Here is a 17,410-nt window from a genome sequence, read left to right as displayed (position 1 = left end):
GGTGCGCGACGCCGGGCGGGACGGGCAGGACGATCCCCTCCCGCCCGGACCCCTCGTAGCGCCCCACCGGACCGAGCGGCCCTCCCACCCCGCGACCTCGCGGTCCCTGATCTCCCGCTCCCGGATCACCGACCGACCGGCGCCCCTGCTGCTCCAGGGGCAGGACTACTTCTTCCGCGCCCCCGCCACCTGCCTGGACTTCCAGGAGCGCGTGCACGGCGGCGACCTGGTCGGCGACCCCGGCGGGGAGCCCGTGCCCTGCGTGCTGGTGCTCGCCCGCGCGGCCGACATGGAGATGAACGAGCTGTCGCTCGCCCTCGCCGAGCACGGGGTGCGGATGGCCCGCATCGACGTCGACCGCTGCCTGGACCTCGCGCTCACCGTGCACGTCGACACCCCGATCATCGAGCTGGACCGCTGGCTGCTGCGCCCGGTCCTGGTGTGGCGCCGGCACTTCGACCTCACCGCCCTGCCCGTCGACCCGCGCACCGTGGCCGGCGCCTACGCCCGCACCCAGTGGCAGGCCCTGGCCGACTGGATGGCCCACCGCGGCGACTGGGCCCACGTCAACCCCGCCCGGCACACCGCGCGCCTCGACCGGCTCACCCAGCTCACCGACGCCGCCGCGTTCGGGCTCCGCGTGCCCCGCACCGCCGTCACCACCTGGCCGGGCCGCAACCGCCCCGGCGGCGGGCCCTGCGTCGTCAAGAGCACCGGCCACCACCTGCTGGAGCCGCGCCCCGGCGCGTTGCACGGGCTGTTCCCCCGACCCCTCGACGTCAACCGCGCCGGCGAGACCCCGGAACCGGCCCCGGTGATCGTCCAGCAGTACCTGGGCGCCGACCACGAGCTGCGCGTGTTCGTCGTGGGCGAGCGGCTGATCACCTTCCGCGTCCGCAAGGACGACCCCGCGCAGCTCTGGGTCGACCCCGAGGCCGTGACGGTGGACCGCGCGCGACTGCCCACACCACTGGGTGAAAGACTGCTCGCGTTGACCCGTCACTGGCGGCTCCAGGTGGCCGCCTTCGATCTGCTCGCGGTCGACGGCGAGCACGTCTTCCTCGAGGTGAACGTGAACTGCGACTGGCGCTGGTTCGAACATCGAGCCGGAACCACCGAGGTGTCCGACGCCGTGCACGCGTGGGTGGCCGCCCGGTTCGAGGAGCTGCGGTATGCGGGTCAAGGTCGCTGAGTACGCGGCCCTGTTCTACGACCGAGGGCGCCTGGTCTGGGACGACTACCTGCACCACAGGCAGTTCGAGATGACCGAGGTCGCCGAGCGGGTGTGCCGGGCCTTCGCCGAGTTCGCCGACCCGGACGACGTCTGCGCCGAGCTGGCGCCCGAGGACGCCGCCGCGGTGCGCAAGGTCGTCGACGAGCTGGTCGAGGCCGGCGTGCTCGTGGTGGAGGGGTCCCCGGAGCACGGCGAGGAACAGGCGCTGCTGGCGGCGTGGGCTGACTGGGGCCCCTCCGCGCGGCACTTCCACTTCGCGACCAGGACGCTGGGCGACACGCGGTACGCGAGCTGGACCGAGCAGGACGCCGAGCTGGACGACAAGCTCGCCACCAACCCGCCGCCCCCGCCGTTCAAGCGCATCGGCACCGGCCCGGTGGAGCTGCCCAAGGGCAACGGCCTTCCCGCGTGGGCCAACCGTCCCCTGTTGCAGGTGCTGTTGGAGCGGCGCACCAGCCGGCGGTTCGGTCCCGAGCCGCTCGACCTGGGCGAGCTGGGCCACCTGCTGCGGATCGTGGGCGGCCCGCTCCCGGTGCGGGGCGCGATCGGCCGTTCCGGCACGGTGCTGAAGACCAGCCCCTCGGGCGGTGGTCGGCATCCGGTCGAGCTGTACCTGCACGCGCAACGCGTCGAGGGCCTGGAGCCGGGCTGGTACCACTACGACGCGGCGCGGCACGTGCTGGAGCCGTTGGGGTGCGCGTGGACGCCGGAGCAGGTCGCGGCGTCGGCCGGGGACCAGGAGTGGGTCGGGGAGGCGGCGGCCGCCATCTACTACACGGCCGTGTTGGGCCGCACGCGGTGGAAGTACGACACCGCCCGCGCCTACCGGGTCGTGCAGATGGACGTCGGGCACCTGTCCCAGACCGCCTACCTCGTGGCGACCGCCATGGGACTGCGGATCGGCTTCACCGCCGCGCTGCGGGACGAGCTGGTGGAGGAGGTCCTCGGCTGTGATCCCCACCACGAGATCGTGCTCGGAGTGACCGCGCTGGGGCGGCCGCGCCGCCGCCGCTGACCCGCCCCGGGCGGGTGCGGGACAGGAGTGTGACGAGCGACGAACGGGTGCCGACTCGGGTCGGCACCCGTTGCTCCGTGCGGCCGAGGGGGCACGGTCGGTCACTGGGCCGGGCGGGGGAGTTGTGGGCAAGTTCGTTCGCAACCGCCGCGAAAGGCCCTAGGCTCCTCCTGCCCCCGTAGCCCAATCGGAAGAGGCAGGCCCCTTAAAAGGGTTCCAGTGTCGGTTCGAATCCGATCGGGGGCACTCTCCGTAGCCAAACCCGATCGGCCTCTCACCTGGAAAAACAGGCGAGGGGCTGATCTTGTCTGGGGCCGGTTACCCCGTGAGGGGGTGTGGCGCTGGGCCGAACGCGGGCGGAGCGGGACGGCGAATCATCACGGAGCGTCGAGGAAACGCCTCTCTCCTCGTGTGCGAGCGCCCGGCGCGGCCGGGAGCGGCAGGGCCGCCGAATGCGAGTCGACGGCGGACGCGCCGGCTCGGGGGGCGGTGGGTCACGAGAAGTGGTTGATTCGTCAATTCGTTTTCCTGCGATTCCCGGCGTGTTGTCCACAGTCACCCGAAATTGTCCACAGTGGAGCCCGAGTGGCGGGTGCGGCGGCGTCCGGGCCGATAGGCTGGAGCGGGGCTCGCCCCCCAGGGCGGGTGGGGGCTGTTCCGGGGGCTGAGAGCGCCGGAGACGCCCGTTCGCGGGGTCGATGATCACAAAGTGCCCGAGGTCGACGTCCACGGGTCAGGCCGGCGAACGAGGCGCGCCCCGGGTGAGTGACCGAGGCGCGCCCCGGATGCGCGAAAGGGGTGCGCCGGCGGTCGCCGACGCACCCCTCACGGGTCGACCGGATCAGTCGCGGCTGGCGGCGGAGCTGTGCGCGAGGTCGGCGACCCCGCCGCCCCCGGTGGCGCTGCCGTCCCGCACCGCGCCCCGGTCCTGCGGCGTCGGCCGGCCCACGCCCCGCAGGGCGAGCAGGCTGGTCAGCAGGCCGGAGAACAACGACACCACGCCCACCCCGATCGCGGTGGCCGAGGGCATCACGATGCGGATGATCGTCTGCGGCTCCAGGTCGGCGAAGCCGCGCGAGCCCCACCAGGACACCGCGCCGACCGTGCCGAGCAGGCCCGCCGCGATCAGCGCGAGGCCGGCGCCGAGCAGGACCTCGAACCGCATCAGCGACAGCCACAGCGGGCTGTTGTCGTCCCTGAGGATGCCCGAGCTGCGCCCGTAGATCTTCGCGCACGCCCCGAACAACAGGAGCTGCACGGAGACCAGCACCAACAGGCTCGCGTAGACCAGGGCCGCGATGTCGAACCGCACCCCGGCGACCGTGACCGGCCCCCTGGTCAGCACGGCCGTCCCGACCAGACCCAGCACGAGCAGGACCGCGCCCGGCGCGATCAGGGTCTTGCCCGGCGCGAACATGAGCAGGAACCGCAGGTGCCGCCAGCCGTCCCGCCAGGTGCGCAGGTGCGGCGGGCGGGAGCGGCCGTCCGGCCGCAACGTCGTCGGCACCTCGGCGATGTCGTACCCGGCCAGCGCGGCCCGCACGACCAGTTCCGAGGCGAACTCCATGCCCGGCATGCACAGCCCCAGCGCCAGGATGCGCTCCCGGTTGAAGCCCCGGATGCCGCAGTGGAAGTCACCCACGCCCTTGAGCCCGAACAGCACCCGGCCCAGCCAGCTCAGCACCGGGTTACCGAGGTAGCGGTGCAGCGGCGGCATGGCGCCGGGGGCGATCCCGCCCCGGAACCGGTTGCCCATCACCACGTCGTGGCCCCGGCGCAGGCCCTCGACGAACGGGCCCAGGTTGCTCAGGTCGTACGAGTCGTCGGCGTCCGCCATGATCACGTACTTGCCGCGGGCGTTCTCGATCCCGGCCAGCAGCGCCCCGCCGTACCCCTTGATCGGGGCGTGCACCACCCGGGCGCCGTGTTCCTCGGCGATCCGCTGCGAGCCGTCGGTGCTGCCGTTGTCCGACACCAGCACCTCGCCGGCCACGCCCAGCTCCTCCAGGCTGCGGCGTGCCTTGGTGACGCAGACGGCCAGCGTCTCCGCCTCGTTGAGACACGGCAGGAGCACGGTCACTTCGAGCTTGTCGTTCACGAGGTCTCCACGTCGACCTTGTTCGGAGCGGCCCGGTGCGAGCCGCTGTCCTCGTCCGTCGGGGAAGGGGCCCGCTCCGAGGAGCGGGAGCGGACGGAGATCAGCCGGTGCGCCGCGAGCGCCCCACCGACCGCCATCAGCACGACCGAGGGCGCGCCGTAGCGGACCTCGTACATGGAGGTCGCCACGGACGCGGCCATGATCGCGACGCCGGTGCCGACCAGCACGAAGCCGTCCAGACCGTCCCGCCAGCCCGGTCGGCGCGGGCGGTACACCAGCGCCGCCAGGGCCAGCAGGACGGACAGCCCGAGCGCCAGGTGCGGGGTCTGGACGCGCTGCGAGTAGACGTGCAGGGCCCGCCGCAGCGCGGACGGCTGGTCCGCGGCCGGGTCGGCGTGCGCGGGGTCGAACGACGAGGACTGGGCGAGGAACGGCTTGCACCGCGCGAGGTCGGGCCCCTCGTCGCGGACGTCCACCGGCATGACCCACCAGCCGAACAGGCAGCGGTGGGCCGGGCCGACCTCCTGGCCCGGCGCCAGGTAGCGGAAGGTGTCCCGCAGCACCAGCCAGGCGTAGTCGCCGGGCTGCTGCCGGATGACCTCCTTGGCGAAGCCGCCGATGAAGTCGTCGGCCGAGACCGGGTAGCTGGCCAGGTTCTGGTCGAAGGTCAGGTACCAGTCGCCGCGCTCGGGCCGCTGGTCCAGCGGCTGGCTGGGACACAGCTTCCGCTGCTCCGGCGTGAGCCGGAGCCGGTCGCAGTCGGCGATCTTGGCCGTGCGGGAGTAGAGGTAGCGGCCCTGGAGCGGGCTGAAGGTCGCCCGTCCCGTCTCCCGCCTCGTCCACTCCAGGTACCCGCCGACCACCAGGGCCAGCACGAGCGCGAACGCGCCGCGCTGCTTCCACCCGGTCCGCCGGACGACCAGCAGGAGCAGGAAGATGCCGGCCACGCCCAGACCCACCGACCGCGTCAGCACCGCGCCGGACATCAGCAGGCCGGCCACGAGGCAGGCCAGCACGCCCGGCCGCTCCCGCCGGAGCAGGACCAGCGCCGCGCTCGTGAGGAGCACGATGAACAGGACGTCCGACATCACGTAGTGCTCCAGCACCACCTGGTGCGAGTCGAGCAGGACCGGGGTCGCGCCCAGGGCGGCCAGCCAGCCGCGCAGGCCCCTGCGCCGCAGGAAGACGTAGATCGCGACGCCCAGCCCGAGACCGGCCAGGTGCTGGAGGATCGAGACGGTGGCCACCGAGCCGGTCGGGCTGAGCAGCCGGAGCAGCGCGGGGTAGCCGATGCCGTTCACGCCGGACGCGGGTCGCAGGTCGGTGCTCGCGTCGAGGTAGCGGCCGCTGTCGGTGAGGAACCAGAACGCCGGCCAGTAGGAGACCGTCGTGAGCACGCGGATGACGACGCCGACCGCGAACACGGCGCCGAACGGCCAGTGCTGGGCGGCGAGGGCGGCCAGCCGGGACCGGCGGTGCGGGCTGTCCGTCGTCAATTGCGGCCTCTCGGTCTCGGTCGACAAGGGACGAGGGAGATCGAAATGCGGGGGCCGGGCTTCTCCCGGCGAGCGGAGGCGACGAACCGGAAGTGAACGATACACGGGAAGTCGAAACGTGAATGTCTTTTCGGTATCCCGTTGACTGAACGATGAGCGGGGTCGAGATCGAACCCGCGTTACGAGTCACCTGGTCGGAGTGTGGTTCCTTTTGTCGGGTCACCTCTCCCGTCACGCTTGTGATCAGGTCTTTCGGGGCCTCCGGTTGACGGCGTCACGCACGGGTCAATTCGGCCCATGATCGGAGTGGTGGGAGGAAACGCGGTTCCGTATCGGGAACGCCGCGGAAAAATCTCACTCGAACGAGTGGTATCAGTGTAGTTGTGAGTGTCGCGAACAACCTTCCCGGCTGTCGCGCGTCCCTATTCGCTTTGAATGCGGCCGGATGTCGGCGTGAATGGTGAGGGGGCGACCCGGAGGTGGTCGACAGGGAGAGCCAGTGGCGTTCGCGCGCTCATGGCCGTTGCGCGGTAGGTGAATGCCAACCGCGTCACCGCGGCGATCGCGGGAGAGGGGGAGAACCACGGGCCGGCGTTGGGTCGGCCGGGGCCAGGGGAAGGGTGGGTGCATGCCTGACCCGGCGAGGACGGCCCAGGGCGGGCGACGCGCCGCCGCGTCGCCCGCCCCGGGCGCGACCCGCCCCGGGCGCGACCCGGTCCGGGTGCGGACCAGGGGTTGACCAGAGAGCCGATCAGAGAGTCGACCAGAGAGCCGACCAGAGAGCCGACCAGAGGGTGGTCAGGCGGGGCGGACGGACACCGCTCCCGCCTGCGACTCCAGCACGATCCGGTTCGGCGCGCCCGCGGTGTGGGGCACGTCCAGGCGCGCCGTGCCGACCATGGTCCTGGCGTCGATCGCGTACCGCTCGTCCCGCGGGACGCGGACTTCGATCGTGCCCGCGTCGGTGCGGATGTCCGCCGTCGTCGGCGGGCGGGTGAAGGCGAGGTCCACCGTGCCCGCGTCGGCCTTCACCGTGACCTCGCGGCTGCCCAGGTCGACACCGCGCACCCGCCCCGCGTTGGTGACGACCCGGAGGCCGCCGTGCAGGCCGCGGACGGACACCGAGCCGGCGCCGGTCTCCACGTCCACCGCGGTGTCCCTGGGGAGCCGGACCCGGTAGTTGATCTCACAGCGGTGGATGCCGAACGAGATGCCGTCGCCGCAGCCGTTCTCCTCCAGCCGCAGGGTGGCGCCGTCGACGGCGCGGGTCGTGCGGGGCGGCTCGTCGCTGTACCGGCGCTGTTCCCGGACCTGGATCGGACCGTCGCCGACCTCCACCTCCAGCGAGGCAGCCTCGGTGCGGACCACGACCGTCTGGATCCGTTCTCGGAACTCGAAGGTCTCGTCGCCCCGGCTGCCTCCGCCCGGCGAGCCGCCGTTCTCCGCGGTGCCACCCCCGCCGGTGATCCGGCATCCCACCAGGGCGCCGCCGAGAGCCAACGCGGCCAGGGCGAGCGCGACGCGGCGCGTGGTCATGACGTGCTCCTTCACTCCTTGGTTCCGATCGCGTCCGCCGGGTGGGTCCGCAGGGCCAGCCGGGCGGGGAACAGCGTGCCGAGCAGGGCGAGGGCCGCCGCTCCGCCCGGGATCAGCAGGTACGCCAGGGGTGGCAGGGCGGGTAGCGCCGAGCCGGCCAGGCTGAGGCTGAACGGCACCAGGGTCGCCGCGGCCACGAGCGCCCCGAGGCCCACCGAGGCGACGACCACGAGCAGCCCCTCCCAGCGCACCATCCGCAGCACCTGGCTCCTGGTGGTCCCGACCAGCCGGAGCAGGGCGAACTCGCGGGCCCGGTCGCTGGTGGCCATCGCCAACGTCGTGACCACGGCCACCGCCGTGTACGCGATGATCATGGCGACCAGCAGGAGGTTCAGCCACGCCGACTGGCGCAGCGCGCGCACCTGCTCCGTCTGGGTCGTCACCGCGTCCACGAGGTGCGCACCCGCGTAGCGGGAGGACAGCTCGCGCAGCGCCGCCGCCGCCGCGGACCGGTCGGCGCCCTCGGCGAACCGGATCAGCACGGCGTCGTCCAGCCCGGTCGTGGTGTGCCCGGCCACCCGCTCGCGCGGCAGCACGGCGTCGCCGAACCCGGCGGACCGGTCGTAGACGGCCACCACCCGCAGCTCGGCGGGCGTGTTGTCGCCCAGCTTGACCGTCACCCGGTCGCCCACGGCGGCGTCCAGCGTCCCCGCCGCGTCCACGCTCAGCGCGACGCCGTCCCCGCCCAGGTCGGCCAGGCGGCCGGAGCGCACGTCCAGGTCCAGGGTGGCCTCCACGCCCGGTCCGCCCAGCGCGGTGGCGTCGTAGGTGTGGAGGACCGGGTCGAAGGCGGACGTTCCCTCGACCACGATGTTGGTCCGCGCCGTGCCCGTCGCGGCGACCACCCCCGGCACGCGACGCGCGGCCTCGGCCACCGTCGGCGGCAGCCCGCCGGTCGTGGAGACGAGCACCTGGTCGGCCCTGCTGCTCGCGGCCTGGTCCCGCTCGGCCGTGGTCAGCGCGGTGGCCTGCACGCCGAGCACGGCGGCGGCGAACCCGACGCACAGCACCAGCGGCGTGATCACACTGGCCAGGCGGCGGGTGTTCGCCCGCGTGTTCTCCGCCGCCAGGTACCCGGTCGCGCCGAACATCGTCCGCAGCGGCCACCCGAGCAGCGCGGTGATCCCCCTGGCGACCGCGGGGCCGAGCAACGCGATCGCGATGACGAGCAGCAGCACGGTCTGGGCCGCGACCGCCGCCATCTCCTTGTTCCGCACCGCGACCGTCACGACGACCAGCACGCCGGTGAGCCCGAGGAGCACGGAGCCGGCGATCCGCCGACCGCGGCCGATCCCGACCGGCTCGACCGCGGCCTCCCGCAACGCCTCCGTGGGGCGGACGCGGCCCGCGCGACGGCCGGCGGACAGCGCCGCGAGGGCGGCGGTGAGCATGCCGACCACCACGGCGGCCAGCGCGGGGAGCGGGCTGAGGCTCAGCGGGGTCTCGATCCCGACCAGTTCCCTGGCGGCCATCTCGTCCCGTGCCCAGGCGGCGAGGGCCATGCCCGGCGCGGTGCCGAGCACGCTCGCCAGCGAGGCGACCACCAGCGCCTCTCCGGTCACCATGCGCAGCACCTGGCGCGGCGTGGCGCCGATCGCGCGCAACAACGCCATTTCCCGGTGCCGGTGCCGCACGGACAGGGCCAACGTTCCGGCGACGACGAACACCGCGACCAACACGACGATCACGCCGAACTGGGTGGACACCAGGATCAGCAGCGACGGGCGGTCCGCCTCCCTCGGGAACTCCGCCTGGCCCCGGTCGTCCCCCACCAGCGCGACGAGCCGGTCGTCGTGGAGCGCCTGCGCGATCCGTTCCCCCAGCCGCTCGCCGTCGGTCCCCGGCGCGGCGAGGACGCCGACGGCGTCGACCCACCCGGCGTGCCCGGCCAGCCGTTCGGCCGTGGAGGGGGCGAAGAACAGCGCGGCCTGCCGCTCCAGCCCGTCGCCTGCCGGCGGGGCGACGATGCCGACCACCCGGTGGGGGCGGGGCTCCCCGTCCACCTGGATCCGGGCCTGGTCGCCGACGCCCAGTCGGGCGCGCGCCGCGAGGGCGGCGTCGACCACGACCTCGTCCTCGGCCGCCGGAGCCCGCCCCGCCCGCAGGGTGAACGGGGTGAGCTGGGCGGAGTCCCAGCCGTGGCCCAGCGACCGCTCCACACCCGCCACGGGTTGGCCGTCGACGACCACGTGCGCGGGAAAGCTCAGGTCGGGCACGGCGGCGCGGACGCCGGGCACGGCCCTGACGCGTTCCACCACGGCCGCCTCGGGCCGGACCACCTCGGCGAAGCGCTGGTCGGGGAGATCGGGCTCCGTCAGCTCGGGCTCGTCCCCGCCGACGACGGGCGGGGCCTTGGCCTGGCGGTCACCGGTGATCACGACGTCGGCCCCCGCCAACCGCTCGGGGCGGGGGCCACCCCGGATGCCGCTCTCCAGTAGCACACCGCACGCGGTCACCACGGCACTGGCGAGCAGCAGCGCGACGAACGCGCCGACGAAGCCGCCGGCCCTGGTCCGCAGGGTGCGCAGGGACAGACTCAGCACCGCGCCACCCCCACGGGCTCCGCCCCGCCCCGAAGCCCGCGCATGCGGTGGCTGATCGCCTCCGCCGTCGGAGCCCGCAGCTCGTCGACCAGCCGGCCGCCCGCCAGGAACAGCACGCGGTCGGCGTAGGACGCCGCGACCGGGTCGTGGGTGACCATGACGACGGTCTGCCCGAGGCCGTCGACCACGCCCCGCAGCAGTCCGAGCACCTCGTGGGCGGTGGTGGCGTCCAGGGCGCCGGTCGGTTCGTCGGCGAACACCACCGCCGGCCGGGTGACCAGCGCCCGCGCGATCGCCACCCGCTGCTGTTGCCCGCCGGACAGCTCGGCGGGCCGGTGGCCCAGCCGGTCGGCCAGCCCGACCCGGGACACGATCCGCGTCAGCCACTCCCCGTCCGGCCGGCGTCCCGCCAGCCGCAGGGGGAGGGTGATGTTGTCCCTCACGTCCAACGCGGACATGAGGTTGAACGCCTGGAACACGAAGCCGACCCGGTCGCGGCGCAGCGTGGTCAGCGCGGTCTCGGAGAGCTGGCCGAGGTCGACGCCGCCCAGCAGCACCCGACCCTCGGTCGGCCGGTCCAGTCCCGCCGCGCAGTGCAGGAACGTGCTCTTGCCCGAGCCGGAGGGACCCATGACCGCGGTGAAGCCTCCCGGGGGGAACACCGCGGTCACGCCGTCCAGCGCGGCGACCGCGGCGCGTCCGGTCCCGTAGACCTTGCGCACCGCCTCCAGCCGGATCGCGTCCGCGCCGTTTCCGCCGCCACCGCCGCCGGCCACCGTGCCGCCCGTGTGCCTGCCTCGCACCACCGTCTCCTCGCCCCGAACCGACCAGAACCGTCGCGTTCGACGTTAGGGAGCGGGACTTCCGGAAACGAGGGTGCGCGGCACAGTCCTGCTCCGGGTGGAGTCCGCCCCCATGGAGGTAGGGAAATCCCCACCTTCGGGCGGGACGGATGGCATTCGGGCTGGTCAGCGTGGTGATCGACACCAGATCGGCGCGCCGGTCACAACTCCAGCTCGGCGCCGTCGTCCGCCACCTCGACCCCGGCCGCCGCCAACTCCGCTCGTTGTGGGGAGAACGCGTCGACCAGGGGGTTGGTGTTGTTGAGATGCGTGTAGACGCACCGTGGCCGAGTCAACCCGCGCAGGCGACGAAGGCTGCCATCCGGACCACCGACGGGAAGATGTCCCATCGCGTGCTGCGCACGGCTGTCCACGCGCGCGCCGGTCGCGCCGGACATCTCCTCCGCGTCGAAGAACGTGCCGTCCAGGATCACGCAGTCGGCTCGCGACAGCACCTCGTCGAACGTGGAGGGCCACTCCGCCAGGCAGGGCGCGTAGACGAGAACGCCGCCGGTACCCGGGTCGACGACCCGGTAGGCGACCACCCATGAACCCTCCACAGTGGACTCACGGGCGTACTTCGGGCGCTTGTGCCCGACCGACAGCGCCGTCACCAGGAGACCCCCGTCGAGGGGGAACTCCACGTCCGGCTCGACGAGTTCCCACCGCACCCCGTTGTAACGGGTCAGCACACCGCCCACGCCCGCCCGTACGGCGGCCAGCACCGGCGACGTGCCGTGGACGCGCAGACCAGCACCCTCCCGCAGCGACACCAACCCGACCGTGTGGTCCAGCTCGGCGTCGGTCAGCAACACCCCCCGCACCGGGGTCTCACGCGGTCCCGGCCCCGCCGTCAGCTCCGGCGTGGCCAGGATCTGCGCCCGCACGTCCGGCGACGCGTTGAGCAGCCACCAACTCCGCCCGTCGCCACTGACCGCCACGCAGTCCTGCGTGCGACTGGGCACGCCGGGCTTGCCCGCGCGCACACACAGCGCGCAGGCGCAGTTCCACTGGGGGAACCCGCCGCCCGCCGCCGTGCCCAGGATGCGGGCCTTCACAACGCGTCTCCGTTCCGGCTGACGGGCATCCGTCGAGGGACGCTCGGAGGTGGGACGAGCAGCACGTCCTCCGCGAGCACCCTGTCCACCACCGCCCGGTGGGGCGAAAGCTGGCACACCGGATCGGTGTTGGCCGCGTCCCCGGTGAGCAGGAACGCCTGACACCGGCACCCGCCCAAATCGACCTCGCGGAACGCGCAGCTCCGGCACGGCTCCCGCATCCAGTCCGTGCCCCGGAAGGCGTTGAACGACGCCGACTCGTACCAGATCTCCGCGAGCGGCCTCGTCCGGACGTTCTCCAAGTCCAGCCCCTCGATCACGCTGGCGGCTGGGCACGGCAACACGTCGCCGTTCGGCGCCACCGTGAGCTGCCGGCTCCCCCATCCGTGCATGCACGGCTTGGGGCGTCGTTCGTGGTAGTCGGAGTACACGTAGGAAATCTCCATGCGGCCCGCCAGCCGCTCCACGGCGTCGCGGACGACGACGTCGGCGGCGCGCAACTGCGCCGCTGTCGGCAGCAGCGCCGCGCGGTTGCGCAGGGCCCACCCGTAGAACTGGGTGTTGGCCAGCTCCAACCGGTCGGCCCCCATCCGCTCCGCCAGGTCCACGATCGCCTCGACGTGGTCGAGGTTCCCCCGGTGCAGCACGACGTTGACCGTCAGCGGCAGGCCCAGCCGACGCACCACGGCCGCGGCGGCGAGCTTGCGCTCGTGTGCCCTGGCCCCCGCGATCGCGTCGGCGCCCCGGGTGTCGGCGTCCTGGATGGACAGTTGCACGTGGTCCAGGCCGGCGGCCACCAGCTCGGCGGCCGCGCCGTCGGTGAGGGACAGCCCCGACGTGACGAGGTTGACGTAGCAGCCCAGGGAGTGGGCGTGCTCGACCAGCGCGGGAAGGTCGCGCCGGGCCATCGGCTCCCCACCGGAGAGATGGACCTGGAGGACGCCCAACCGCCGGGCCTGGTCGAGCACGGACCGCCACTGGTCGGTGTCCAGCTCGTTTGACGCCGGGACGAGCTGGAGCGGGTTGGAGCAGTACGCGCAGCGCAACGGGCAGCGGTGGGTCAGCTCGGCGAGGAGCCCGAACGGCGGCCCGACGGAGGGACCTGGCTCACCCATCGTCGCGCACCGTCCCGTCGGGGCGCTCCACGATCTCCACGAGACGTCGCCGCTCCAGGCGGCGCAGCAGGTCCGACACCTGCGCGGCGTCGACGCCGTCGAAGTCCCGCGCCAGCGATGCCACGATCGTGGCGACGTCGGCGCCGCCGTCACACCGGCCGAGCACGGCGGCCGCCGTCTCGTTCGGCAGCAACACGCCCTCCGGGTACAGCAGCACGTAGCTGTCGCGCGTGGGGTCGAAGCTCAGCCGGACCCCGCGCCGCAGCCGGGGAACCGCCGTGTCCGGCAACGGGAACGCCCGTTTCTCCGGGTGGCTGTCGGGAACGGTCATGGCGCGATCTGGTGGCACGCGTAGTCGACGCTGTCGAGGATGGCGCGCAGCACGTCGCACTTGAAGGCGAGCGCGGCCACGGCGGCGTCCTGCTGGTCCCTGGTGACGCAGTGCCGCACCACGAGATCCACTGTGGACTGACCCTCGCCGGCGATCACCCGCAGGCGGGACGTGAAGTAGGCGAACCCCTCCTCGCCGATCCACGGGTAGTGCTCGCGCATGTCCGCCAGCCGGCGGCGCATCAGGCCGGGGGAGAACATCTCGGTCAGCCCCGAGGCCACACCCTCCTGCCACGAGCGGGCGCGCGCGAAGTTCACGTAGGCGTCCACCGCGAACCGGACGCCGGGCAGCACGTGCCGCTCGTCGAGCACCTCGGCGCGGTCCAGCCCCACCGCCTCGGCCAGCCGCAGCCAGTTGTGCGCCCCGCCCTCGCCCGCGTCCCGCCCGTCGTGGTAGACGACGCGCTCCAGCCAGTGGCGCCGCACCTCGGGCAGCGGGCAGTTCGCGATGATCGCGGCGTCCTTCTGCGGCAGGCGCCGCTGGTAGTACCAGCGGTTCGCCGCCCACAGTTGCAACTCCGGTTTGGTCAGCCGTCCCTCGTGCAACCTGAGGTGGAACGGATGACGGTCCCAGTACCGGTCGGACAGGTCCCGCAACGCGGCGACGAAGTCCGCCGCCGGCATCGGGCCGGCCGGCGCCGCCGGGTCGGTCGGTGCGCTTCCCATGCCGAAGACCTCGGTCCCCCCTGCCGCGCCGGTGAGGCGCGGCCCCCCGTGTTCACTTCTTCGGATGACGAGCGTCGGCACGCGGGCATCCGCGCGCGACACGCGACGCGTCCTGGAGCGCGTGGCCGGATCGGACGCCGTCGGCGCGGTGGCGCGGGACGCGTCAGCACGCCGGCGGCGGAGCCGGCCGACGGCGACGCCCGCCGGGCACGGGGATGTCCGCCACCTGCTCGATGTCGTTGTCCTGCGTTCGGTCTGGCGCCCCGACTCAGTCGCGCGCCACGTAGGCGGTGACCTCGGGGGCCGTCTCGAAGTCGGTGAAGTCCGGACGGACCCAGCGCCGCCGGTCGTTCGTCGCGGCGGGCCGTTCGGTCCCGGTGGCGCCGGCCCCTCGGGTGTTCGTGCTCGTGGTCATCGGCCTCACTCCCTCGTGGTCGCGGCGACCGGCTCGCGGAGCCGGTCGCGGGCGGCCCCAACGTAGTTCGGAGCGGCGGACAGAGAACAGCCCTGCAAGGGTGAACCTCTACTCCGATCCAGGTGAGGGGACCGTGACGAGCGGTGTCGATCGTGGTGATGTGACGGATGATGCCGCGGCCGACCGCGTCGGGCGCTGGGACGCCCGGGTGTCGGCGGTCGCGGCCGGCGTCCGGCGGCGCGTCGGCCGGTGACGACGGACAATCGTCGTCGGCGGCGGCAGGGAGCGGGGCGTCGTCGCGGTGGACACGGTGGGCACCCGTGGACATGTGGACATGTGGGCACGGTGGGCACGGCGGTCGCGACGTCGTGTCCACTTAGGACATCAAGGGCTGATCGCCGCTGGTGGTCATGGCTCTCACCGCGGTGCTCCACACGTTGTAGCGATTCAGCTCAGTGGGTGGTGGCCCGATACCGCTGGGAGGCGTCGTCGCGCGTGTCGGGACACCGTCGACGACAGCGGCGCTCCCCGGTCAGCACACCTGGAGGTTAAGTGAGCATCAGACGCAGCGTCGTCGGTGTCGCCTTGGCCCTGCTTCCCTGTGCGGTGGCCCTGTGCATCGCCCCCGCCGCCACCGCTGCGCCGTCTCCCCCCGGCGGGCGGAACGAGGAGCGGACCCTCGCCGGCGGCCTGGTCGTGCCGTGGGGCGTGGCGTTCCTTCCCGACGGGTCCGCCCTGGTCACGGAGCGCGCCAGCGGGCGCGTGCTCCGCGTCACGGACAGCGGGGCGTCGGAGGCGCAGCGGATCCAGGACGCCGTGCCCTACGGCACCGACGGCGGGCTGCTCGGCATCGCGGTCTCCCCGGACTACGCGAGCGACGGTTGGATCTTCGTCTACTACACGACCAACACGGACAACCGGATCGCGCGGTTCCGGCTCGGGGAGCAGCCGGAACCCCTCGTCACCGGGATCTCGCGGCACCTCTACCGCAACGGCGGCCAGCTCGCCTTCGGCCCGGACGGGATGCTCTACGCCGGGGTCGGGGACGCCTACGGCTACCAGGTCGCGCAGGACCGCAACGCGCTCAACGGCAAGATCCTGCGGATGACCAAGGACGGCAAGCCCGCGCCGGGCAACCCGTTCCCCGACTCGCTGGTCTACTCGCTGGGCCACCGCAACGTGCAGGGCCTCACCTGGGACCGGGACGGCACCCTGTACGCGGGGGACATCGGCGAGTCCAACTGGGACGAGATCAACCGCATCCAGCCGGGCGGCAACTACGGGTGGCCGGTGTGCGAGGGCTACTGCGAGAACGGCGAGGGCCACGTCGACCCGGTGATCGTCATGCGGCCGGAGGAGGGCGTTCCCTCCGGGATCGCCTACCGCGACGGCTACCTCTACATCGCGACGCTGCGGGGCGAGAGCCTCCTCCGCGCGCCGATCTCGCCGGAGGACGAGCGCGCCAGCGCGTACCACGTGTCGACCGCGCGCAACGGCAGGCTGCGCGCCGCGGTCGCCGCTCCGGACGGCACCCTGTGGGTCACCACGTCCAACCGGGACAACCGAAGCTCGACCCTGGCCGACGACGACGACCGAGTGATCAGCATGGACGTCTTCGACGACTGACCTCGGCGGGCCCGCCCCCGGCCCGCCAGGGGTGCCGGGGGCGTGGGGCGTGACCGACCGCCTTCTCCCGGTCCGGCTGGGGCGCCGGACCGGGAGAGGACCCGGTCGGGTGTCCTCGGTGGTGCTCGCGGTCCTCCCGCCTCGGCCGACCCGCCCACCACGCCTCACGGCCCGGGACCCACCTTCTGGGACTCACGTCCTGCGGCTTCCGATATCTGCCACTTCCGTCTGCCGTTTCCGATCTGCGGCTTCCGATCTGGGGCTCACGACCTCGGGCACACGGCCGGCGACCGCCGATCGGCGACGCGAACCGACCCCTCCGCGCGTTCACGCCATCAGGCGACCCAGCACCATCCCGAAACTGTCGGTCCCGCCTGCCAGGCTGAAATCAGGGGGTCCCCCTTCACTACAGGCTGGAGTCGCGCGCGAGGGCCCACACGGCCCGACCCGCCACGGCGCGGCCCTTTGCAGTCCTTTGTGGACCGCTTGCGCGGTGTCATCGCGCCGGAGTCACCCGCCGAGGTCAGGACGCGGGCTGGGCCACCACGACCCGGTTCTCGTCGTAGCCGAGGTCGCCGCCGACCCACCGGCCGCCGCAGGTGACCAGGACCAGCCGGTGCTCGCCCTCCTGGCCGAACAACGCGGCCGCCCGCCCCGGCAGGTCGTCCTTGTCGATCGTGTGCACCTCGGTCACGCGGTAGCGCCAGGTCGTGCCCGCCGCGTCGGCCACCGAGACCTCCTGGCCCCGCTGGACCCGCCAGAGCTCGGCGAACGGCCCCACGGCTCCCCGCCAGTTGACGTGGCCGGCCAGGACGGTCGCCCCGGCCGCCGCGTCGAGGCCGGCGCCCCACCACGTGGCGTCGCCGACGCCGTCGGGCACCGGGAGAACGCCGTCCCCGCCGACCTCCTTCCGCACCAGGCGCGCCGTGCCGCCGGCGGGCAGGCGCACCGTGCCCGGTCGTTGGCCGGCCGCGGGGCGGGGCGGCGGCGCCGGCGGGTCGGGCCGCGCCGCCGCCTGCTCGCCGGCCGCGACCGGGTCCTGGGCGGGCACGCCGCCGCCGGGGACGCCCCAGTGCTGGTCGCGGGCGCCGTCGTCGGTGAGGCTGTGCGCGGGTCCGGTGGGCCGTGGCTCCGCCGCGGAGGGCGTGCCCGCCACCGGGAGGGTGGGTTCGGACAGGACCGCGGTCGCCAGGACCGCCGCCGTGAGCAGCGCGAGCCCGGCCGGGCGGGAGACCTGCCCCCACCCGGCCGGGCCGCGGTGCGCTCCGCGTGGGCCCGACTGTCGTCCGCGCCCCGGCATGGTCAGCGCCTCCTGG

General features: G+C 73.5%; 14 protein-coding genes and 1 tRNA gene. 4 read left to right on the top strand and 11 right to left on the bottom strand.

What is annotated here, in order from left to right:
• The first annotated feature begins 1 nt into the window (after position 1).
• The 3 genes from LX15_RS13405 (at position 2) to LX15_RS13395 (ending at position 2,495) form a co-directional block, all read left to right on the top strand.
• Complete coding sequence (locus tag LX15_RS13405) at positions 2-1,192, top strand: ATP-grasp domain-containing protein (protein WP_253669889.1); 1,191 nt, start codon at positions 2-4, stop codon at positions 1,190-1,192.
• A complete protein-coding gene (locus LX15_RS13400) occupies positions 1,173-2,249 on the top strand; it encodes a SagB/ThcOx family dehydrogenase (RefSeq protein WP_253669888.1) in 1,077 nt (358 codons plus the stop codon). The genes LX15_RS13405 and LX15_RS13400 overlap by 20 nt, the downstream gene beginning before the upstream one ends.
• Before the next feature lie 172 nt (positions 2,250-2,421).
• Positions 2,422-2,495 (top strand) — tRNA-Leu (locus tag LX15_RS13395).
• Between the two features lie 595 nt (positions 2,496-3,090).
• Here LX15_RS13395 and LX15_RS13390 read toward each other — a convergent pair.
• The 10 genes from LX15_RS13390 to pqqA all read right to left on the bottom strand — a co-directional run bounded on the left by LX15_RS13390 (position 3,091) and on the right by pqqA (position 14,468).
• Positions 3,091-4,347 (bottom strand): glycosyltransferase family 2 protein, encoded by a 1,257-nt coding sequence (locus LX15_RS13390; protein WP_253669887.1) that lies wholly within the window; start codon positions 4,345-4,347, stop codon positions 3,091-3,093.
• Positions 4,344-5,843 (bottom strand): ArnT family glycosyltransferase, encoded by a 1,500-nt coding sequence (locus tag LX15_RS13385; RefSeq protein ID WP_253669886.1) that lies wholly within the window; start codon positions 5,841-5,843, stop codon positions 4,344-4,346. Before LX15_RS13385 ends, LX15_RS13390 begins: the two co-directional genes overlap by 4 nt.
• A 798-nt stretch (positions 5,844-6,641) precedes the next feature.
• On the bottom strand, positions 6,642-7,379 hold the full coding sequence (locus LX15_RS13380; RefSeq protein WP_253669885.1) for a DUF4097 family beta strand repeat-containing protein: 738 nt from the start codon (positions 7,377-7,379) through the stop codon (positions 6,642-6,644).
• An 11-nt stretch (positions 7,380-7,390) separates the two neighbouring features.
• Positions 7,391-9,982 carry an ABC transporter permease gene (locus LX15_RS13375; RefSeq protein ID WP_253669884.1) on the bottom strand — a complete coding sequence of 864 codons (2,592 nt, stop codon included), beginning with the start codon at positions 9,980-9,982 and terminating at the stop codon, positions 7,391-7,393.
• Positions 9,976-10,785: an ABC transporter ATP-binding protein gene (locus LX15_RS13370; RefSeq protein WP_253669883.1), complete on the bottom strand. Its 810-nt coding sequence runs from the start codon at positions 10,783-10,785 to the stop codon at positions 9,976-9,978. Before LX15_RS13370 ends, LX15_RS13375 begins: the two co-directional genes overlap by 7 nt.
• A gap of 200 nt (positions 10,786-10,985) precedes the next feature.
• Positions 10,986-11,882, bottom strand: coding sequence for a pyrroloquinoline quinone biosynthesis protein PqqB (gene pqqB, locus LX15_RS13365; RefSeq protein ID WP_253669882.1), 897 nt, complete (start codon positions 11,880-11,882; stop codon positions 10,986-10,988).
• On the bottom strand, positions 11,879-12,997 hold the full coding sequence (gene pqqE, locus LX15_RS13360; protein WP_253669881.1) for a pyrroloquinoline quinone biosynthesis protein PqqE: 1,119 nt from the start codon (positions 12,995-12,997) through the stop codon (positions 11,879-11,881). The genes pqqB and pqqE overlap by 4 nt, the downstream gene beginning before the upstream one ends.
• A complete protein-coding gene (gene pqqD / locus LX15_RS13355; protein WP_253669880.1) occupies positions 12,990-13,328 on the bottom strand; it encodes a pyrroloquinoline quinone biosynthesis peptide chaperone PqqD in 339 nt (112 codons plus the stop codon). The genes pqqE and pqqD overlap by 8 nt, the downstream gene beginning before the upstream one ends.
• Positions 13,325-14,053: a pyrroloquinoline-quinone synthase PqqC gene (pqqC, locus tag LX15_RS13350; protein ID WP_253669879.1), complete on the bottom strand. Its 729-nt coding sequence runs from the start codon at positions 14,051-14,053 to the stop codon at positions 13,325-13,327. The genes pqqD and pqqC overlap by 4 nt, the downstream gene beginning before the upstream one ends.
• 268 nt (positions 14,054-14,321) lie before the next feature.
• Positions 14,322-14,468, bottom strand: coding sequence for a pyrroloquinoline quinone precursor peptide PqqA (gene pqqA / locus LX15_RS13345; RefSeq protein WP_253669878.1), 147 nt, complete (start codon positions 14,466-14,468; stop codon positions 14,322-14,324).
• Positions 14,469-15,020: 552 nt separating this feature from the next.
• On the opposite strand from pqqA, the gene LX15_RS13340 reads away from it, so the two are divergent.
• Positions 15,021-16,094, top strand: a complete 1,074-nt coding sequence (locus LX15_RS13340) for a PQQ-dependent sugar dehydrogenase (protein ID WP_253669877.1) — start codon at positions 15,021-15,023, stop codon at positions 16,092-16,094.
• A gap of 523 nt (positions 16,095-16,617) precedes the next feature.
• Here the strand turns inward: LX15_RS13340 and LX15_RS13335 are convergent.
• Positions 16,618-17,400 carry a class F sortase gene (locus LX15_RS13335; RefSeq protein WP_504977911.1) on the bottom strand — a complete coding sequence of 261 codons (783 nt, stop codon included), beginning with the start codon at positions 17,398-17,400 and terminating at the stop codon, positions 16,618-16,620.
• Positions 17,401-17,410: the final 10 nt, after the last annotated feature.

It is taken from the genome of Streptoalloteichus tenebrarius (genome assembly GCF_024171885.1).
GTDB lineage: Bacteria > Actinomycetota > Actinomycetes > Mycobacteriales > Pseudonocardiaceae > Streptoalloteichus > Streptoalloteichus tenebrarius.
The sequence above is the reverse complement of the archived record's forward strand: the minus strand, read 5'-3'. Positions and strand labels throughout refer to the sequence as shown.

Excerpts from the sequence above, each read along its gene's own strand:
- LX15_RS13400 (WP_253669888.1), top strand. The coding sequence starts at position 1,173 with ATGCGGGTCAAGGTCGCTGAGTACGCGGCCCTGTTCTACGACCGAGGG.
- LX15_RS13380 (WP_253669885.1), bottom strand. The coding sequence starts at position 7,379 with ATGACCACGCGCCGCGTCGCGCTCGCCCTGGCCGCGTTGGCTCTCGGC.
- pqqE (WP_253669881.1), bottom strand. The coding sequence starts at position 12,997 with ATGGGTGAGCCAGGTCCCTCCGTCGGGCCGCCGTTCGGGCTCCTCGCC.
- pqqD (WP_253669880.1), bottom strand. The coding sequence starts at position 13,328 with ATGACCGTTCCCGACAGCCACCCGGAGAAACGGGCGTTCCCGTTGCCG.
- pqqC (WP_253669879.1), bottom strand. The coding sequence starts at position 14,053 with ATGGGAAGCGCACCGACCGACCCGGCGGCGCCGGCCGGCCCGATGCCG.
- pqqA (WP_253669878.1), bottom strand. The coding sequence starts at position 14,468 with ATGACCACGAGCACGAACACCCGAGGGGCCGGCGCCACCGGGACCGAA.